Origin of the sequence: Pseudomonas sp. B21-053 (assembly GCF_026016365.1) — a bacterium.
Taxonomy (GTDB): domain Bacteria; phylum Pseudomonadota; class Gammaproteobacteria; order Pseudomonadales; family Pseudomonadaceae; genus Aquipseudomonas; species Aquipseudomonas nunensis.
Genome location: NZ_CP087205.1, coordinates 457,576 through 473,844, shown reverse-complemented (window position 1 = coordinate 473,844; position 16,269 = coordinate 457,576). Strand labels below are relative to the sequence as shown.

The following is a 16,269-nucleotide window of genomic DNA, read 5'->3' as shown; positions in this document are numbered from 1 at the left end:
TAATTTTGACCGCAACGACTCAAAGACCACTATGACGCAGACACCACAAGGCACGCGGCCTGTAGAGGCGGCATGCGCTTGTAGAAATTTTGAGGTGCCGAGAGAGGCGGCCTGGGTAAGGCCGCCGAATCTTCAGCGAGCTGTTGCCAGTTCCTGTTGGACGCTGGCGACGGAGCGAGGCCAAGGTTTACCAGCCTGAACCTTCGCTGGCAAGGCCTTGATGGCGCTAACGGCTGCATCGCGGTTAGCGAAGCTGCCGTAGGTGATGACGAAAAGCGGTTTGCCGTTGAGGACTTTCTTGAAATAACGGTACTCGCCGCCCTGCTCCTTGACGAAGGTTTGCGCGGCGGCTTCGGAGCTGGTGCCGAGGATCTGCACCACGTAGTTGCCCGGTGCTTGCCCGGCATACCAGCTGCCACCGGCGGCTTTGGCGACGGTCACCGGCTTCTCGGCCGGTTTGGCCGCGACAACAGGCTTGGCTGGCGCTGGGGCCGGTTTGGCGGCTGGCGCAGGCGCTGGCTTGGCGGTAGCGACCTGAGTCGGTGCTGGTGCAGGTTTGGCGGCCGGCGTTGGTGTTGGCGCAGGGCCAGGCTGGATGCCGGCAGGCGGCGCAACCGTGGTCACGGTTGGCGGTGTAGCGCTGGAGCCTTCGACCGGCACGCCGTCGTCGCCTTCAGTAATACCACCGGCCGCTTCGGCCAGCGGGCTGCGCATGACCGGTTGCGATTGGCCGACCAGCGGCAACGGCATCGGTTGCGTGTTGCCAGCGAACTCTACCGAAGGAGCGCCCCCGGCAGCGTTAGGTTTTGGCGTGCCCAGTGGCAGTTGGGCTTGTTCGTTGGCCGGTGCGCCGGTGGTCGGTGTCTTGCTGCGGCCCGGCATCAACCAGGCGGCGGCTACCGCGACCACGACTACGGCGGAAATCGCCAATACGTGTTTCTTCGGCATGTTGAACCCCATACTTGGACGCTTCACCGCTGTGCGGCTGGCAATCATGGCTTCGATCATCGCATCGCGGGCGACCTGGTTGATGTTGCCAGGCCAACCGTCGGAGCTTTCGTGAATATCAGAGATCTGATCCGCGGTAAAAAGTTCGATACCCCGACCGGCGCCTTCGAGACGCTGATCCAGGTATTCGCGGGTTTCTTCTTCGGTGTACGGCTGCAGTTCGATGACGTGGAAGCGCTCTTCCTCAAGGCTCAGCGCCTCAAGTTGCGCAATCAGCGACGACTCGCCGAACAGGAACACATGCGGGCGACCCTCCGGTGCGCCGGCCGCCAACGCCATCAAGGCTTCGAGGGCGGATTCGTCGAGTTGCTCGGCGTCGTCCACCAGCAAATAGACTTCCTGCCCCGTCAGCGCGAGCTGCACCACTTGGGCCAGAATCGCGTTGATCTCGGGCTGGGCCACGTTCAGCGCCTGGGCGACTTGACGCAACACGCCAGCGGCATCGCCGGCGCCACGGGCGGAAACCACCACGCTTTGCACGGATTGCTTGTTGGTGCTGGCCACCAGGGCCTGACGCAACAGGGTCTTGCCGCTGCCTTGCGGGCCAGTGACTACCAGCAGCAACTGGCTGTAGCGCGCCAGGTGATGCAGTTGCCCCAGCACCGGCTTGCGCTGGGCCGGGAAAAATTTGAAGCCAGGCACCCGTGGAGCAAAAGGGTCATGACTTAACTGGAAATGGCCGAGGAAAGCCTCGTCGGCATGCAAACTAGTCATCGGGATCTTATTAACCTTTAAGCTGAGCCAGGGCGCGGTAATCCGCTCCCAGCGTGGCCTGTAGAACCTCTTTCGGATAATCGTCGGTCACCACCGCTTCGCCCATGTGGCGCAGCAGCACCAGGCGCAAACGACCGTCGATCACTTTCTTGTCAATTGCCATGTGTTCGAGAAAATCGGCTTCAGTCATCTCTTCAGGCGGCACGACCGGCAGGCCGGCGCGCTGGAACAGGCGAATACCGCGATCGCGCTCCTGCTCGCTGATCCAGCCCAGGCGCGCGGACATTTCCAGCGCCATTACGGTGCCAGCAGCGACCGCTTCACCATGTAGCCACACACCATAGCCCATGTGGGTTTCGATGGCGTGGCCGAAGGTGTGCCCCAGGTTCAGCGTGGCGCGCACGCCGGTTTCTTTTTCATCGGCGCCCACCACTTCAGCCTTGGCCTCGCAGGAGCGCTTGATAGCGTACGTCAGGGCGACCTGATCGAGGGCGCGCAGGCGATCGACGTTTTCTTCGAGCCAGGTGAGGAACGGTTCGTCGCAGATCAGCCCGTACTTGATGACTTCAGCCAGGCCCGCAGACAGTTCGCGCGCCGGCAGCGTATTCAGGGTGGCGGTATCGATCAGCACCACATTCGGCTGATAGAAGGCGCCGACCATGTTCTTGCCCAGCGGATGATTGATCCCGGTCTTGCCGCCCACCGATGAGTCGACTTGCGACAGCAATGTGGTCGGCACCTGGATGAAATCGACGCCGCGCTGGTAGCAGGCAGCGGCAAACCCGGCCATGTCACCAATCACGCCGCCGCCGAGGGCGATCACCGTGGTGCGGCGATCGTGGCGGGCGGTCAGCAGACCGTCGAAAATCAGTTGCAGGGTTTCCCAGGTCTTGAAGGCTTCGCCGTCGGGCAGCACCACGGAGACAACCGAGAACTGAGCGAGGCTTTTGGTCAGACGCTCGAGATAGAGCGGCGCAACGGTCTCGTTGGAGATGATTGCCACTTGCCGCCCGCGAATGTGCGGGGCCAGCAACTCGGGCTGATCCAACAAACCTTCGCCAATATGAATCGGGTAGCTGCGCTCGCCTAGATCGACCTTGAGTGTCTGCATGTGTCCCCACAGTGAAGATGGAATCAGGCGTCCTGCCTTGAGTTAACGAAGGTGCGCGGCGCCTGCTGGTGTGACGCCGTTTGATAGCCATCCGCCACAACCTTGAGCGGCCATGACAGGACGCCGAGGATAGCGCATTTCGCGCTGCGCTTTAACGGGGAGGAAGCTGCTGCAAACGTTCGAGAATGTCGAGCACCACCATTCGTGGCGGCCGCTCATCGGTTTCCACCACCAGATCGGCGATTTCCCGATAAAGCGGATCACGGATCGCCAGCAGATCCCGCAGGGTCTTGGCCGGATCGGCGGTGCGCAACAACGGACGATTGCGGTCACGGGAAGTGCGGCCGACTTGCTGCTCGACAGACGCGTGCAGATACACCACGTGTCCCCCGGCATGCAGGGCCCGACGATTGGCTTCGCGCATCACTGCACCTCCACCGGTCGCCAGCACCACGCCGTCGCAGCCGCACAGCTCTTCGATCATCGCTTGCTCGCGATCACGAAAGCCGGGCTCGCCTTCCTTATCGAAGATCCACGGGATATTGGCGCCCGTGCGCAATTCAATTTCCTTGTCGGAATCTTTGAACGGCAGGCGCAGCTCTTTGGCCAGCAAACGGCCGATGGTGCTTTTTCCAGCCCCCATCGGTCCAACAAGAATCAAATTTCGCACAGAATCAACGACTCACAGCAATCGCCTGGTTATTCATGATACGCGGAGTGAGAAATACCAGCAGCTCGGATTTTTTCTCCGAAACCACGTCACGCCGGAAAAGGCGGCCAAGATACGGCACATCGCCGAGAAATGGCACCTTATCTACAACCTTGCTCTGAGTATTTGAGAAAACCCCGCCAATGACGATGGTCTCGCCGTCGTTAACCAGCACCTTGGCGTTGACCTCGTTTTTCTTGATCGGCGGTACATCCTGCACTTTGTTGAGGTAGTCCGGTTCGTCCTTGGTGACCTTGACCTCCATGATGATGCGGTTATCCGGGGTGATTTGCGGCGTCACTTCCAGGGACAGCGAAGCCTCTTTGAACGACACCGACGTCGCACCACTGGAGCTGGCCTCCTGATACGGAATCTCGGTGCCCTTGAGGATTTTCGCGGTTTCCTTATCGGACGTGACCACTTTGGGCTGCGAGACGATTTCGCCGTTGCCGGTTTTTTCCATGGCCGTCAGCTCAAGATCCAGCAGCACATTGTCGGTGATGAAGGCGATGCCGAGCCCCGAGGTGTTAGCCGCCGTGCCCATGTCGACGAACGGCGAGTTGGTGCTGGTGCTGCCGGGCGTGCCGATGGTGTTCGAAGCATTGGCGCCATTACTGACACCCGAGGTGTTCCAGTTGCCCTTGTTCTGGATCGAGCCGCCCCAGCGCACGCCGAGACTCTTGTCGTAATCGACGTTGGCTTCGACGATCCGCGCTTCGATCATCACCTGGCGCACCGGGATATCCAGTTGCGCAACGATGCGGCGAAGCTCGTCGAGGCGATCCTGGGTCTGGTAGGCGATGATGTTGTTGGTGCGCTCATCGACCGTGATCGAACCCCGCTCATCGATTTTCGCCTCGGCACTGGTCACCGAAGTGAACAGCTTGGCGATGTCGGCGGCCTTGGCGTAATTGACCTGCAACAGCTCCCGCCGCAGCGGCGCCAGTTCGGCGATCTGTTTTTGCGACTCCAGTTCCTGACGCTCACGGGCGGCGATTTCATCCGCTGGCGCGACCAGCAAGACGTTGCCGATCTTGCGCTTGTCCAGGCCTTTGGTTTTCAGCACCAGGTCCAGCGCCTGATCCCACGGCACGTTCTGCAGACGCAAGGTGATGCCGCCCTGAACCGTGTCACTGGCCACGAGGTTGAGGTTGGTGAAGTCGGCGATCAGTTGCAGCACCGAGCGCACATCAATGTCCTGGAAGTTCAGCGAGAGCTTTTCGCCGGTGTAGGCAAAGCGCTCGGCGTTGCGCTTCTGCAAGTCATCGACGGTCATCGGACGGATGCTGACGGTCAGCTTGTTGTCGGTCTGGTAGGTCGAGTATTCGAAAGCGCCGCTCGGCTCGATGCTGATCACCGCGCGGTCACCGGTGGCACTGGCGTTGACGAACTGCACCGGAGTCGCGAAATCCTTGACGTCCAGGCGCACCCGTAACGGGTCAGGCAATTGGGTCCTGGCGAAACCGAGGATGATCTTGCCCTCGCGCTCCTGAATATCCGGTGCAATGGATGGATCCGACAAGTCGATCACCACATTGCCTTCACCTTGGGTGCCGCGCTGAAAATCCACGCCGCGAATGGCCTTGCCGACGGGCGCATAGGCCTTGGCGGGCGCCGGTTTTGCGGTAGCTGGGCGGGGTGCGCTGGCGACGGGTTTGGCCGCCGTGCTTTTCGCGCCTTGCCCAACGACCACGAACAGATTGTTGCCCTCAACCCTGGAGCTATAGGGCGTCAGTTGAGTCAGGTTGATGATCAGCCGCGTGCGGTCCTTGGCTTCGACCACCGTGGCGCTGCGGGCATTGCCGCCACCGAGGTCACGGTTTTTGTTGGCCAGTTTGCTGACCACGCCCGGCAGATCCAGCGCGATGCGCGCCGGTGATTCGGTGGTGTAGCCGTGGGGCGGAGGTGGCGGCCCATCGAAGGTCAACTTCAACTCGACGCGATCACCCGGCAGCGCGGCGACATCCAACGCGTTGAGGGTGGCCGCTTGTACCATCGGCGACAGCAGCGCTATCCATAGCGAAATACCGAGGGTTGAGAAAATCCTGTTCATTATTCGAGTTCCACTATGAGTGCTCTTTCAAAGGGATGGTCCGCGGCCGTTCCAGCCAGGCGCCTTCGCCGTCGGGAACGATTTCGACCACATCGACTTGCGAGCCGCTGATGGCGACGATCCGCCCATCGTTACGCCCCAGGTAATCGCCGACTTTCAACCGGTGCACCCCGCCTGCCCCGCGCAGCAGCGCAAAGGAGCCAGAGGCATTCGAGATCGTGCCGACCATTTCAAACTGCTCGATGTTGAAACCTTCGAGGTACTGCTTGACCCGATTGGGGTCGGGCTTGACGTTGCGCGAGCCGTGCTTCTGGCCGGCCAGGTCGTTCCTGACTTGTCGGGAAAACGGGCTGCGCAGGTTGGCGGCGCTGTAGGTGAATGTTGGGTAAGACCGGAATGTCGGCGTTGGTTCAATCTTGCCGGGTGGACGCAGGCGCACTTCGTTCAGGTAAGCGTCCAGATCGCCGAAGCCATTGTCGCCGCCGCAACCGCCCAGTCCGGCCAACAACACGACCATGGGTAAACAACGAATCGGGGTCATTTTTGCAGCCCCTTGTCGTTGTAGCGGTACGTCTTGGCGAGGATGCTCATGCGCAGCTTCGTACCGCCGTCGGGGTTGGCCGGCGCGAGGTCGAAGTCATGCAGGGTGACGATGCGCGGCAGCCCGGCCACGCCACTGACGAAGGTCGCCAAGTCGTGATAGGCGCCGGTGACGGTGATCTGGATCGGCAACTCGATGTAGAACTGCTGGGTGACTTCCGGCAGCAATTTGATCTCTTCGAATTCCAGGCCGCTGCCCAGGCCGGTGCGGGTGATGTCTTCCAGCAGGCCGGGGACTTCGGTGTCGCTGGGCAATTGCCGCAACAGCACGCCGAAGGAGTTCTCCATCTCTTTCATCTGCTGGGTGTAGAGCTCCAGGTTCGCCGCCATGCCGGCCTTGCTGGCAAACTGATCCTTGAGCGTCGATTCTTCCGCACGCTTGAGGTCGAGTTCGTTCTGCATGTCGCTGATGAAAAAGTTGTAGCCCAGCCCCAGCACCAGAACCATCAGCAGAATGCCCGCCAAAGCCTTGATTGCCGGGGGCCAGGAGCCGATGTTGTTGGTGTCCAGATCATTGATGTCGATCTTGCGCAGCCCTTCGAACCATTCGGACGGCCTCATTTAGCGACCTCCAGGGTGGCGGGCTGAGTCTGACGAACGGTCAGCTGAAACACATTGGCCTGATCCAGTTGACCAGCTGTCGTCGCCTTGACCTCGGTCAGGCTTGGCGCGTCGAACCAGTCCGAGGCATCGAGATTGCGCATCAGCTCCGACACCTTGTTGTTCGACTCTGCCGCACCGGTGATCGCCAGGCTCTTGCCCTGCATTTTCACTTCGGTGAAATACACCCCGTCCGGCAGGGTACGCGCCAACTGGTCGAAAATTCGCCCGCTGATCTGCCGGTTGCCTTGCAGGTCCTGGATGATGCGCATGCGCTCCACCAGTTGCTGGCGCCGGGCCTTGAGCTCGCTGATTTGCTTGATGCGCTCATCGACGACGGCAATCTGTTTGCCAAGGTAATCGTTGCGGGCCACTTGCTGACTGATGGCGCCGCTGATGACCTGGTCGACAATCAGCACCAAGCCCACCGAACCGACCAGCACGCCCACCAGCGCCAGCAGAAAGCGCTTGCGACGCTCTTCACGCAGTTCTTCACGCCAGGGTAAAAGGTTGATCCGCGCCATCAGTCGAAACTCCTGAGGGCCAGGCCGCAGGCAATCATCAAGGCCGGGGCATCGCTGGCGAGGGCGCCGGCGTTGACCTTGCTGCTCAGCGCCATGTCCGCGAATGGGTTGGCGACCTGGGTCGGCGTGCCCAGCCGCTGCTCGATCAATCGATCAAGCCCGGGCACCGAGGCGGTGCCGCCGGCCAGCAGGATATGGTCGACCGCGTTGTACTGCCCGGACGCAAAGAAAAACTGCAATGAGCGAGAGACCTGCTGCACCAGCGCATCGCGAAACGGCTGCAACACCTCGCTGACATAGTCGTCCGGCAAACCGCCCTGCTTCTTTGCCAGCCCGGCCTGCTCAGTGGTCAGGCCATAGCGGCGCTGGATTTCTTCAGTGAGTTGGCGACCGCCGAACAATTGTTCGCGGGTGTAGATGATCCGGCCGTTATGCAGCACGCTCAGGGTGGTCATGGTCGCGCCGATGTCCACCACCGCGACGGTCGGGCGTTCTTGATTGGAGGCCAGTTGGGTCGCCAGCAGGCCAAAGGAACGTTCGAGGGCATAAGCTTCGACGTCCACCACCTTGGCGGTCAGCCCGGCGAGAGCCAGCGCCGCCTCGCGAACTTCGACGTTTTCTTTCCGACAGGCGGCCAGCAGCACATTGACCCGCTCGGGGTTGCGCACCGATACACCCTGGACTTCGAAATCGATGGCGACTTCGTCCAATGGATAAGGAATGTATTGGTCGGCTTCGATCTTGAGCTGGTTTTCCATCTCTTCGTCGGACAGCCCGGCGTCCATCTCGATGGTCTTGGTAATCACCGCCGAACCGGCCACCGCAACCGCGACGTTCCGGATACCGGTCCGAGCCTTGAGAAGCACGCGTGACAACGCCTGGCCCACACCTTCAAGCTCGGCGATGTTCTTCTCGATGACCGCGCTGGCCGGCAGCGGTTCGACCGCGTAGGCCTCGACCCGGTATCGGTCGCCCTGGCGGCTGAGCTCCAGAAGCTTCACCGACGTGGAGCTGATGTCGATCCCCAGAAGCGTTCTGGTCTTTTTATTGAAGAGTCCTAGCACTACCAATTCCCTATGACTATCCGTGAGTTACGGACTCTGTAATGTGCATTGCGTTCAATCACCCCGTCTTGACAGAAGCGCAAATGACGCCCATCACGGAAAAATGCTTATAATGCCCAGCGTTTTTTTCCGCTTTTACTGCCAGCGCGGGTCGTTCTCTGTGTAATCGGGACCCTGACGCCAAATTCATTCTTTACCCTGGATGTTCAAACGCCTTGATTCGTCTGCTGAAATTTTTCGGTTGGTCCATCGTCGCCGTTTTCTGCGGACTGCTTTTAGGTCTCAGTGGCGCCTATCTTTACCTTAGTCCGGGTTTGCCGTCCGTGGAGGCGCTGAGAAGCATTCAGTTGCAGATTCCTCTGCGGGTCTACAGCAGCGATAACAAGTTGATCGCAGAATTTGGCGAAATGCGCCGGACTCCGATCCGTTTCGCCGACATTCCGCCCAATTTCATCAATGCGTTACTAAGTGCTGAAGACGACAACTTCGCCAACCACTATGGCGTCGATCCGAGCAGCCTGATGCGTGCCGCGACCCAACTGGTCAAAAGCGGCCACATCCAGTCCGGCGGCAGCACCATCACCATGCAGGTGGCGAAGAACTTCTTCCTGACCAGCGAACGCAGCTTCTCGCGCAAAACCACCGAAATTCTTCTGGCCCTGCAGATCGAACGGCAGCTGACCAAGGACGAAATCCTTGAGCTGTACGTCAACAAGATCTACCTGGGTAACCGCGCCTACGGCATCGAGGCAGCGGCGCAGGTCTACTACGGCAAATCGATTCGAGATGTGAGCCTGGCGCAGATGGCGATGATCGCCGGCCTGCCAAAAGCCCCTTCGCGCTTCAACCCGCTGGCCAACCCGGCCCGTAGCAAGGAACGTCGCGACTGGATCCTGGGGCGCATGTACAAGCTCGGGAAAATCACCGAAGCCGACTACACCACCGCGATCAACGAACCGCTGAACGCCAGCTATCACGTGCCGACCCCGGAAGTGAACGCGCCGTACATCGCTGAAATGGCCCGCGCCGAAATGGTCGGTCGTTATGGCAGCGACGCCTACACCGAAGGTTTCCGCGTCACCACGACCGTGCCGAGCAATCTGCAGGAAATGGCCAACACTGCGGTCCACGAAGGCTTGATGACCTACGACCAGCGTCACGGCTATCGCGGTCCTGAATCGCGCCTGCCGGGCAAGACCCGTGAAGCCTGGGCCACCGAACTGACCAAGCAGCGCACCATCAGCAGCCTGGAGCCGGCCATCGTTACCCAGGTCGACAAAAACGGCCTGCAAGTGATGACCCGCACCGGCGACGAACACGTTAGCTGGGACACCATGAAGTGGGCACGCCCCTTCCTGAACACCAACAGCATGGGCGCCAATCCGAAGCAGCCGGCGGACGTGGCCCAGGTCGGTGACCTGATTCGCGTCCAACGCCAGCCGGACAACTCGCTGAAGTTCAGCCAGATTCCTCAGGCCCAGGGTGCATTGGTCTCCCTGGATCCGCAGAACGGTGCGATCCGTTCGCTGGTCGGCGGCTTCGCGTTCGAGCAGAGCAATTACAACCGTGCCCTGCAAGCCAAGCGTCAGCCGGGCTCGAGCTTCAAGCCGTTCGTCTACAGCGCCGCCCTGGATAACGGCTACACCGCCGCGACCCTGGTGAACGACGCGCCGATCGTGTTTGTCGACGAGTACCTGGACAAGGTATGGCGTCCGAAGAACGACACCAACACCTTCCTCGGCCCGATCCGCTTGCGTGAAGGTCTGTACAAGTCGCGCAACCTGGTGTCGATCCGGTTGGTGCAGGCGTTGGGCGTTGATCGCACCATCGACTACATCAGCAAGTTCGGCTTCAACAAGCAGGACTTGCCGCGCAACCTGTCCCTGGCGCTGGGCACCGCAACCCTGACACCAATGGAGATCGCCACCGGTTGGAGCACCTTCGCCAACGGCGGCTACAAGATCACCCCGTACATCATCGACAAGATCGAAAGCCGCAACGGTGACACGCTGTTCGTCGCCAACCCGCCGAGCGTGCCTCAGGGCGATACGGCGACCGCTGGCCTGGCCGCACCGGTTGCGCAGCCGTTCACGGTCAACGCGACCCCGGGCGAAGCGCCAGCCGCACCTGGCACGCTGCCGCAAACCCCAGCCCTGGCCGAGCGGATTGTCGATGGCCGCACCACGTTCATCCTCAACAGCATGCTTGAGGACGTGATCAAACTGGGCACCGGCCGCCGCGCGCTGGCCCTGGGCCGTCCCGATATCGCGGGCAAGACTGGTACGACCAACGAATCCAAGGATGCCTGGTTCTCCGGCTACAACGCCGATTACGTGACCACGGTCTGGACCGGTTTCGACCAGCCAGAGAGCCTGGGTCGCAAGGAATTCGGCGGCACCGTCGCGCTGCCGATCTGGATGAACTACATGGCCGCCGCGCTCAAAGGCAAGCCGCCACATACGCAAGCGGAGCCGGAAGGCATCCTCAGCCTGCGGGTTGACCCGGTCAGCGGCCGTGCGGCCACGCCAAGCACGCCTGGGGCTTACTTCGAGCTGTTCAAGGCCGAGGACACGCCACCGTCGGTGAACGAGCTGGGCAACGGCACAGCGCCGGGCAGCCCATTGCCAGCGGATGAAGCGGCACCGATCGATTTGTTCTGATCGGCTGACGCAACAAAAAGCCCCGCCTTCGAGAGAAGTGCGGGGCTTTTTGTTGCACGCAAGATCAAAAGATCGCAGCTTTCGGCAGCTCCTACAGGGGAACGCATTCTCATGCAGGAGCTGCCGAAGGCTGCGATCTTTTGATCTTTATCCCCATAAAAAAACCCGGCCAATGGCCGGGTTTTTCATGCGCTACAGCTTAGCCGTTGAACACGTCATCCACGCTTTTCAGCGGGTAGTTCTTCGGATACGGCAGGGTCGCTACGCCGGTCTCGATGGCGGCCTTGGCCACGGCATCGGAGATCACGGTGATCAGGCGGGCATCCATTGGTTTCGGGATGATGTACTCACGACCGAATTCCAGTTTGATACCGCCGTAGGCGTCGCACACTTCCTGAGGAACCGGCAGCTTGGCCAGTTCGCGCAGGGCGTTGGCCGCGGCCACTTTCATTTCTTCGTTGATGCGCTTGGCGCGAACGTCCAGGGCACCGCGGAAGATGAACGGGAAGCCCAGTACGTTGTTGACCTGGTTCGGGTAGTCCGAACGGCCGGTAGCCATGATCACGTCGTCACGGGTGGCGTGAGCCAGTTCCGGGGAGATCTCTGGATCCGGGTTGGAGCACGCGAACACGATCGGGTTGGCCGCCATGGACTTCAGGCCTTCGGCGCTGAGCAGGTTCGGGCCGGACAGGCCGACGAACACGTCTGCACCGGTCAGAGCGTCAGCCAGGGTGCGCTTTTCAGTCGCGTGAGCGAACACAGCCTTGTACTGGTTCAGGTCGTCACGGCCGGAGTGGATCACGCCGGTACGGTCAACCATGAAGATGTTTTCGATGTTGGCGCCCATGCTCACCAGCAATTTCATGCAGGAGATGGCGGCCGCACCAGCGCCCAGGCAGACGATCTTGGCGTCAGCCAGGGTTTTGCCAGCGATTTCCAGGGCGTTGATCATGCCGGCCGCAGTAACGATCGCGGTGCCGTGCTGGTCATCGTGGAATACCGGAATGTCGCACTGCTCGATCAGAGCACGTTCGATCTCAAAGCACTCAGGTGCCTTGATGTCTTCCAGGTTGATGCCACCGAAGGTGATGGAGATACGCTTGACGGTGTCGATGAAGGCTTGCGGGCTTTCGGAGTCGACTTCGATGTCGAAAACGTCGATGCCGGCGAAGCGCTTGAACAGCACGCCTTTACCTTCCATCACTGGCTTGGAAGCCAATGGGCCGAGGTTACCCAGGCCGAGAATCGCGGTGCCATCGGAAATGACTGCAACCAGGTTGCCTTTACCGGTGTATTTGTAGGCCAGTTCAGGATCGCGGGCGATTTCGCGTACTGGTTCGGCTACGCCGGGGCTGTAGGCCAGCGACAGGTCGCGGGCGGTAGCGGTGGCCTTGGTGAGCTCGACACTCAGCTTCCCTGGACGAGGATGGGCGTGATATTCGAGAGCGGCAGTTTTCAAATCAGACATGTGGGCATTCCGCTTTTTACTGTTGGACAGACGGACCGCCGAGGATACGCGTGTCGTAAAGTCCCTACAAGACTGACCGGTCACCCCTGTCAAGCGCCCTGCCCTACGACTTTGGGCCAAGAGCCACGGAACACAAGGGCTCGACTGTTCACAATCCATCAAAAAAATGTCTACAACTTTTTATCACTGCCCTGCTTGAAGCATCGAAGGGTCGCTTAGCGGGAGCAGCCAGCGTGCCTGACCGTCATCGAGTCCACTACGGCGCGAACGGTCAAGCACCCAGCCGCGAGCCTCGATTTGCTTGCCCTTCAGCCGTTCCAGCGATCTGACATCGAACCGCCCGAGCACATTGGGTGCAACGCGCAATACAACCGAATCCTGCAACTCGATCCAAACCCCGCCGCGATTGCGTTGAACCTTGCTCACACGACCACTGAGCACAGCAAAACCGGAGGCCTTGATCTGATCCGCTTTCAGCACAGGTGACTGGCGCCACAGCCCGAGGCCGGCCTGTCGAGCCGTGCGCTCCGCTGATTGCTGGCAACTGACCAAATCGATATTCGGCGCAATCGCGACCTGAAAACCGAGGCCTTCGGCAAGCATCTGCGCTTCCAGGTTGGCGCCATTGGCGCTATAGACATGCGCCAAGGTGCGGCCGTAGCGATCCTTGGCCTCTTTACCCGGCAACAAACCCACCCGGCCATCACTGGCAGCGACCAGCGCTTCGAGGCGTTTGCGCGCCGCCACGGCGAACGGCTCGTCGGTGCGCCCCTGTCGGCCCAGTTCCGGGGTGTTCAAGCCGATCATGCGCACATTGCGGCCATCGCTCAGGCGCAGGGTGTCACCGTCCACCACCCGCTGCACGGTGGCCGGCGTCAAACCGCTAGGCGCCGGGCAAAAGGCCTGGGCACCAGAAAGCCAAATCGCAGACACAAAAAAGGCGCCCGCAAGGGACGCCTTTTTCGTTAGCAAGGTAAAGCCCATAGGGCTTGGGAACCTTACTCTGCTGCAGCAGCAGGTTTCTTGCCGAAGGCACCGAAACGGTCTGCGAAGCGCTGTACACGGCCGCCAGTATCCAGAGTCTTCTGCTTACCGGTGTAGAACGGGTGGCACTCATTGCATACGTCGATCGCCAGAGGCTTGGCCAGGTTCGAACGAGTTTCGAACTTGTTGCCACAGCTGCAGGTAACTGCGGTGACTTCGTATGTTGGATGGATATCGGCTTTCATGGTGTATTCCTCGGGCTAGCGTGCCGCCACTCAACACTATTGTTGAATACCGCACGTAATTAGGCCGCGGATTCTACCAGACAATGACAATCACGCAAGCTGTCCCTTCTACCGACCGTCTGCTAGGCTCCCGACCAAATCGCCGCCCTTGTAGGAGCGAGCCTGCTCGCGAAAGCGTTGTATCAGACACCATAAATGCTGACTGACACTCCCTTTTCGCGAGCAGGCTCGCTCCCACAGGTCATGGCTCTGCTGTTAATTTTTCCGTTTATCGAGATCCCCCCGCGTGCCCGACGCCATTTTGCGCCTCGCCCTGCCCTCGCCGCTGCGCCGCCTGTTCGATTACCGCGCCCCGGCCGGGGTCCTGCGCGCCCAGTTGCAACCGGGTATGCGCCTGCGGGTGCCGTTTGGTCGACGGGAGATGATCGGCATTCTGGTAGAAGTCACCGACACCAGCGAAGTCCCGGTGGAAAAGCTCAAACCGGCCCTGGCCCTGCTCGATGCCACGCCGCCGCTGCCGCCAGCGCTGTTCAAGCTGTGCCTGTGGACGTCCCAGTATTACCAACACAGTCTCGGCGACACCTTGAGCTGGGCGCTGCCGGTGTTGTTGCGCCAGGGCGAACTGGCCGAAGCACGCCAGGAACGGTTCTGGTCGGCAGCGCCCGGCGCCAGCCTGGATGATCCACGCATCGCCCGCGCCCCGCGCCAACGTGAAGCCCTGGCGACATTGGCCCAGCACCCCCATGGCGTCGCTCATCAGTTGCTGAGCAAACTGATGCTGAGCAAGGACAGCCTGGACCTGCTGCTGGCCAAAGACCTGGTGCAAGTCGAAATCCGCAAGCACGCACCCGACGCCCGCCATGAGCATTGGCTGGCCCAACCGGAGTTGCCGCTCAACCCGGAACAACGCGCCGCCTATGAAGCGATCCGCGCCGGGTTCGACAGTTATCACGCGTTCCTGCTCGCGGGCGTCACCGGCAGCGGCAAGACCGAAGTCTATTTGCAACTGATCCGCGAAACCCTTGAGGCCGGCAAGCAAGCGCTGGTGTTGATCCCGGAGATCAACCTCGGCCCGCAAACTCTGGCGCGCTTCGAGCAGCGCTTCAATGCACGCATTGCGCTGATTCACTCGGCGGTCAACGATCGCGAGCGCCTGGAAGCCTGGCTCGCCGCCCGTGACGGCGACGCCGACATTATTATCGGCACCCGTTCGGCACTGTTCACGCCGATGAAAAACCCCGGCCTGATCATCATCGATGAAGAGCACGACGGCTCTTATAAGCAGCAGGAAGGCTTGCGCTATCACGCCCGAGACCTGGCGCTGGTCCGCGCTCGGCAGGAAAACATCCCGATCGTGCTCGGATCCGCCACGCCTTCGCTGGAAAGCCTGCACAACGCCTACACAGGTCGTTACGGCCTCCTACGTCTGAATGAGCGCGCGGGTGGCGCCAAGCAACCGCGTTTCCTGCGCCTGGACGTAAAAAGTCGTCCGCTGGACAGCGGCATTTCCGGGCCGATGCAGCAAGCCATCGGCCAGACCCTGGCGGCCGGCCAGCAAGTCCTGGTGTTCCTGAACCGCCGTGGTTTTGCGCCGACCCTGCTTTGCCACGATTGCGGCTGGATGTCCGAATGCCAGCGTTGCGATGCGCGGATGACCGTGCACCAGCGCTCCGGCGAATTGCGCTGTCACCACTGCGGCTACGTCGAGCGCGTGCCCCGGCATTGCCCGAAATGCGGCAAGGTCGATTTGCGGCCCGTGGGCGCGGGTACCGAGCGCGCCGAGGAACGCTTGGCGATCCTGTTCCCGGATGTACCAGTGCTGCGGGTTGACCGCGACAGCACCTCGCGCAAGGACGCGATGAATCAGCTGTTCGCGACGATCCAGAAAGGCCAGCCGTGCATTCTGGTCGGCACGCAGATGCTTGCCAAAGGGCACCACTTCCCTCGGGTGACGCTGGTGTCGATTCTCGATGCCGACGGCGGGCTGTTCTCCGGCGACTTCCGCGCCAGCGAGCGCATGGCGCAGTTGATCGTGCAGGTCGCAGGCCGCGCGGGCCGGGCCGAAGAGCCGGGTCGAGTGATCATCCAGACCCACCTGGCCGACCATCCATTGCTGGTGCAACTGACCGAACAGGGTTACTTCGCCTTTGCCGAACAGGCTTTGAGCGAGCGTCGCGCCGCCGGTTTGCCGCCGTTTGCGCATCTGGCGCTGCTACGGGCCGAAGCGCATAAACCGGGGCAAGCCGAAGGTTTTCTCGATGAAGCGTGCAGCGAGGCGGAACGATTGCTGGCTGAGCAGAATCTGAGCGGTATCGAGTTGCTCGGGCCGGTGCCGGCACCGATGGAGCGTCGGGCCGGGCGCTATCGCGCGCAGTTGTTGTTGCAGGCGACGGCACGCGCACCGTTGCATCGGTTGCTGAGCAGTTGGTTGCTGGCGCTGGAGCAGATGCCGAGCGGGCGGGCGGTGCGCTGGTCTTTGGATGTTGATCCGGTCGATTTATATTGATTGGGAGATTGCCTTCGCGGGCA

The 16,269-nt window shown here is 61.1% G+C and carries 13 protein-coding genes; 2 read left to right on the top strand and 11 right to left on the bottom strand.

The window, feature by feature from the left end; genetic code table 11:
* Positions 1–132 precede the first annotated feature (132 nt).
* The 8 genes from LOY68_RS02105 to LOY68_RS02070 all read right to left on the bottom strand — a co-directional run bounded on the left by LOY68_RS02105 (position 133) and on the right by LOY68_RS02070 (position 8,383).
* The gene (locus LOY68_RS02105) at positions 133–1,722 is read right to left on the bottom strand and encodes an AAA family ATPase (RefSeq protein WP_265042636.1); all 1,590 of its coding nucleotides are present in this window, start codon (positions 1,720–1,722) and stop codon (positions 133–135) included.
* Positions 1,723–1,732: 10 nt separating this feature from the next.
* A complete protein-coding gene (gene aroB / locus LOY68_RS02100; protein WP_265042635.1) occupies positions 1,733–2,833 on the bottom strand; it encodes a 3-dehydroquinate synthase in 1,101 nt (366 codons plus the stop codon).
* 151 nt (positions 2,834–2,984) lie between these two features.
* Positions 2,985–3,503, bottom strand: coding sequence for a shikimate kinase AroK (gene aroK / locus LOY68_RS02095; protein ID WP_265042634.1), 519 nt, complete (start codon positions 3,501–3,503; stop codon positions 2,985–2,987).
* A gap of 4 nt (positions 3,504–3,507) precedes the next feature.
* On the bottom strand, positions 3,508–5,595 hold the full coding sequence (gene pilQ / locus LOY68_RS02090) for a type IV pilus secretin PilQ (RefSeq protein ID WP_163907876.1): 2,088 nt from the start codon (positions 5,593–5,595) through the stop codon (positions 3,508–3,510).
* Between the two features lie 13 nt (positions 5,596–5,608).
* Positions 5,609–6,136 carry a pilus assembly protein PilP gene (locus LOY68_RS02085; RefSeq protein ID WP_265042632.1) on the bottom strand — a complete coding sequence of 176 codons (528 nt, stop codon included), beginning with the start codon at positions 6,134–6,136 and terminating at the stop codon, positions 5,609–5,611.
* Positions 6,133–6,756, bottom strand: coding sequence for a type 4a pilus biogenesis protein PilO (pilO, locus tag LOY68_RS02080; RefSeq protein WP_163907874.1), 624 nt, complete (start codon positions 6,754–6,756; stop codon positions 6,133–6,135). Before pilO ends, LOY68_RS02085 begins: the two co-directional genes overlap by 4 nt.
* The gene (locus tag LOY68_RS02075) at positions 6,753–7,319 is read right to left on the bottom strand and encodes a PilN domain-containing protein (protein WP_265042631.1); all 567 of its coding nucleotides are present in this window, start codon (positions 7,317–7,319) and stop codon (positions 6,753–6,755) included. The genes pilO and LOY68_RS02075 overlap by 4 nt, the downstream gene beginning before the upstream one ends.
* Positions 7,319–8,383 carry a pilus assembly protein PilM gene (locus tag LOY68_RS02070; protein ID WP_163907870.1) on the bottom strand — a complete coding sequence of 355 codons (1,065 nt, stop codon included), beginning with the start codon at positions 8,381–8,383 and terminating at the stop codon, positions 7,319–7,321. The genes LOY68_RS02075 and LOY68_RS02070 overlap by 1 nt, the downstream gene beginning before the upstream one ends.
* A gap of 218 nt (positions 8,384–8,601) precedes the next feature.
* On the opposite strand from LOY68_RS02070, the gene LOY68_RS02065 reads away from it, so the two are divergent.
* Positions 8,602–11,043: a penicillin-binding protein 1A gene (locus LOY68_RS02065; RefSeq protein WP_413787185.1), complete on the top strand. Its 2,442-nt coding sequence runs from the start codon at positions 8,602–8,604 to the stop codon at positions 11,041–11,043.
* A 199-nt stretch (positions 11,044–11,242) separates the two neighbouring features.
* On the opposite strand, the gene LOY68_RS02060 is transcribed toward LOY68_RS02065, so the two are convergent.
* The 3 genes from LOY68_RS02060 to rpmE all read right to left on the bottom strand — a co-directional run bounded on the left by LOY68_RS02060 (position 11,243) and on the right by rpmE (position 13,740).
* Positions 11,243–12,511 (bottom strand): malic enzyme-like NAD(P)-binding protein, encoded by a 1,269-nt coding sequence (locus LOY68_RS02060; protein WP_163907866.1) that lies wholly within the window; start codon positions 12,509–12,511, stop codon positions 11,243–11,245.
* A 183-nt stretch (positions 12,512–12,694) separates the two neighbouring features.
* Complete coding sequence (locus LOY68_RS02055) at positions 12,695–13,495, bottom strand: thermonuclease family protein (protein ID WP_265042628.1); 801 nt, start codon at positions 13,493–13,495, stop codon at positions 12,695–12,697.
* Between the two features lie 14 nt (positions 13,496–13,509).
* The gene (gene rpmE / locus LOY68_RS02050; protein WP_054054615.1) at positions 13,510–13,740 is read right to left on the bottom strand and encodes a 50S ribosomal protein L31; all 231 of its coding nucleotides are present in this window, start codon (positions 13,738–13,740) and stop codon (positions 13,510–13,512) included.
* Between the two features lie 286 nt (positions 13,741–14,026).
* Between rpmE and LOY68_RS02045 the strand changes: the two genes are divergently transcribed.
* Complete coding sequence (locus tag LOY68_RS02045; RefSeq protein WP_054054617.1) at positions 14,027–16,246, top strand: primosomal protein N'; 2,220 nt, start codon at positions 14,027–14,029, stop codon at positions 16,244–16,246.
* Positions 16,247–16,269: the final 23 nt, after the last annotated feature.

Bases quoted from the DNA above. Each gene is read 5' to 3' on its own strand.
- LOY68_RS02105 (WP_265042636.1), bottom strand. From the start codon at position 1,722: ATGACTAGTTTGCATGCCGACGAGGCTTTCCTCGGCCATTTCCAGTTA.
- aroB (WP_265042635.1), bottom strand. From the start codon at position 2,833: ATGCAGACACTCAAGGTCGATCTAGGCGAGCGCAGCTACCCGATTCAT.
- pilQ (WP_163907876.1), bottom strand. From the start codon at position 5,595: ATGAACAGGATTTTCTCAACCCTCGGTATTTCGCTATGGATAGCGCTG.
- LOY68_RS02085 (WP_265042632.1), bottom strand. From the start codon at position 6,136: ATGACCCCGATTCGTTGTTTACCCATGGTCGTGTTGTTGGCCGGACTG.
- pilO (WP_163907874.1), bottom strand. From the start codon at position 6,756: ATGAGGCCGTCCGAATGGTTCGAAGGGCTGCGCAAGATCGACATCAAT.
- LOY68_RS02075 (WP_265042631.1), bottom strand. From the start codon at position 7,319: ATGGCGCGGATCAACCTTTTACCCTGGCGTGAAGAACTGCGTGAAGAG.
- LOY68_RS02060 (WP_163907866.1), bottom strand. From the start codon at position 12,511: ATGTCTGATTTGAAAACTGCCGCTCTCGAATATCACGCCCATCCTCGT.
- LOY68_RS02055 (WP_265042628.1), bottom strand. From the start codon at position 13,495: ATGGGCTTTACCTTGCTAACGAAAAAGGCGTCCCTTGCGGGCGCCTTT.
- rpmE (WP_054054615.1), bottom strand. From the start codon at position 13,740: ATGAAAGCCGATATCCATCCAACATACGAAGTCACCGCAGTTACCTGC.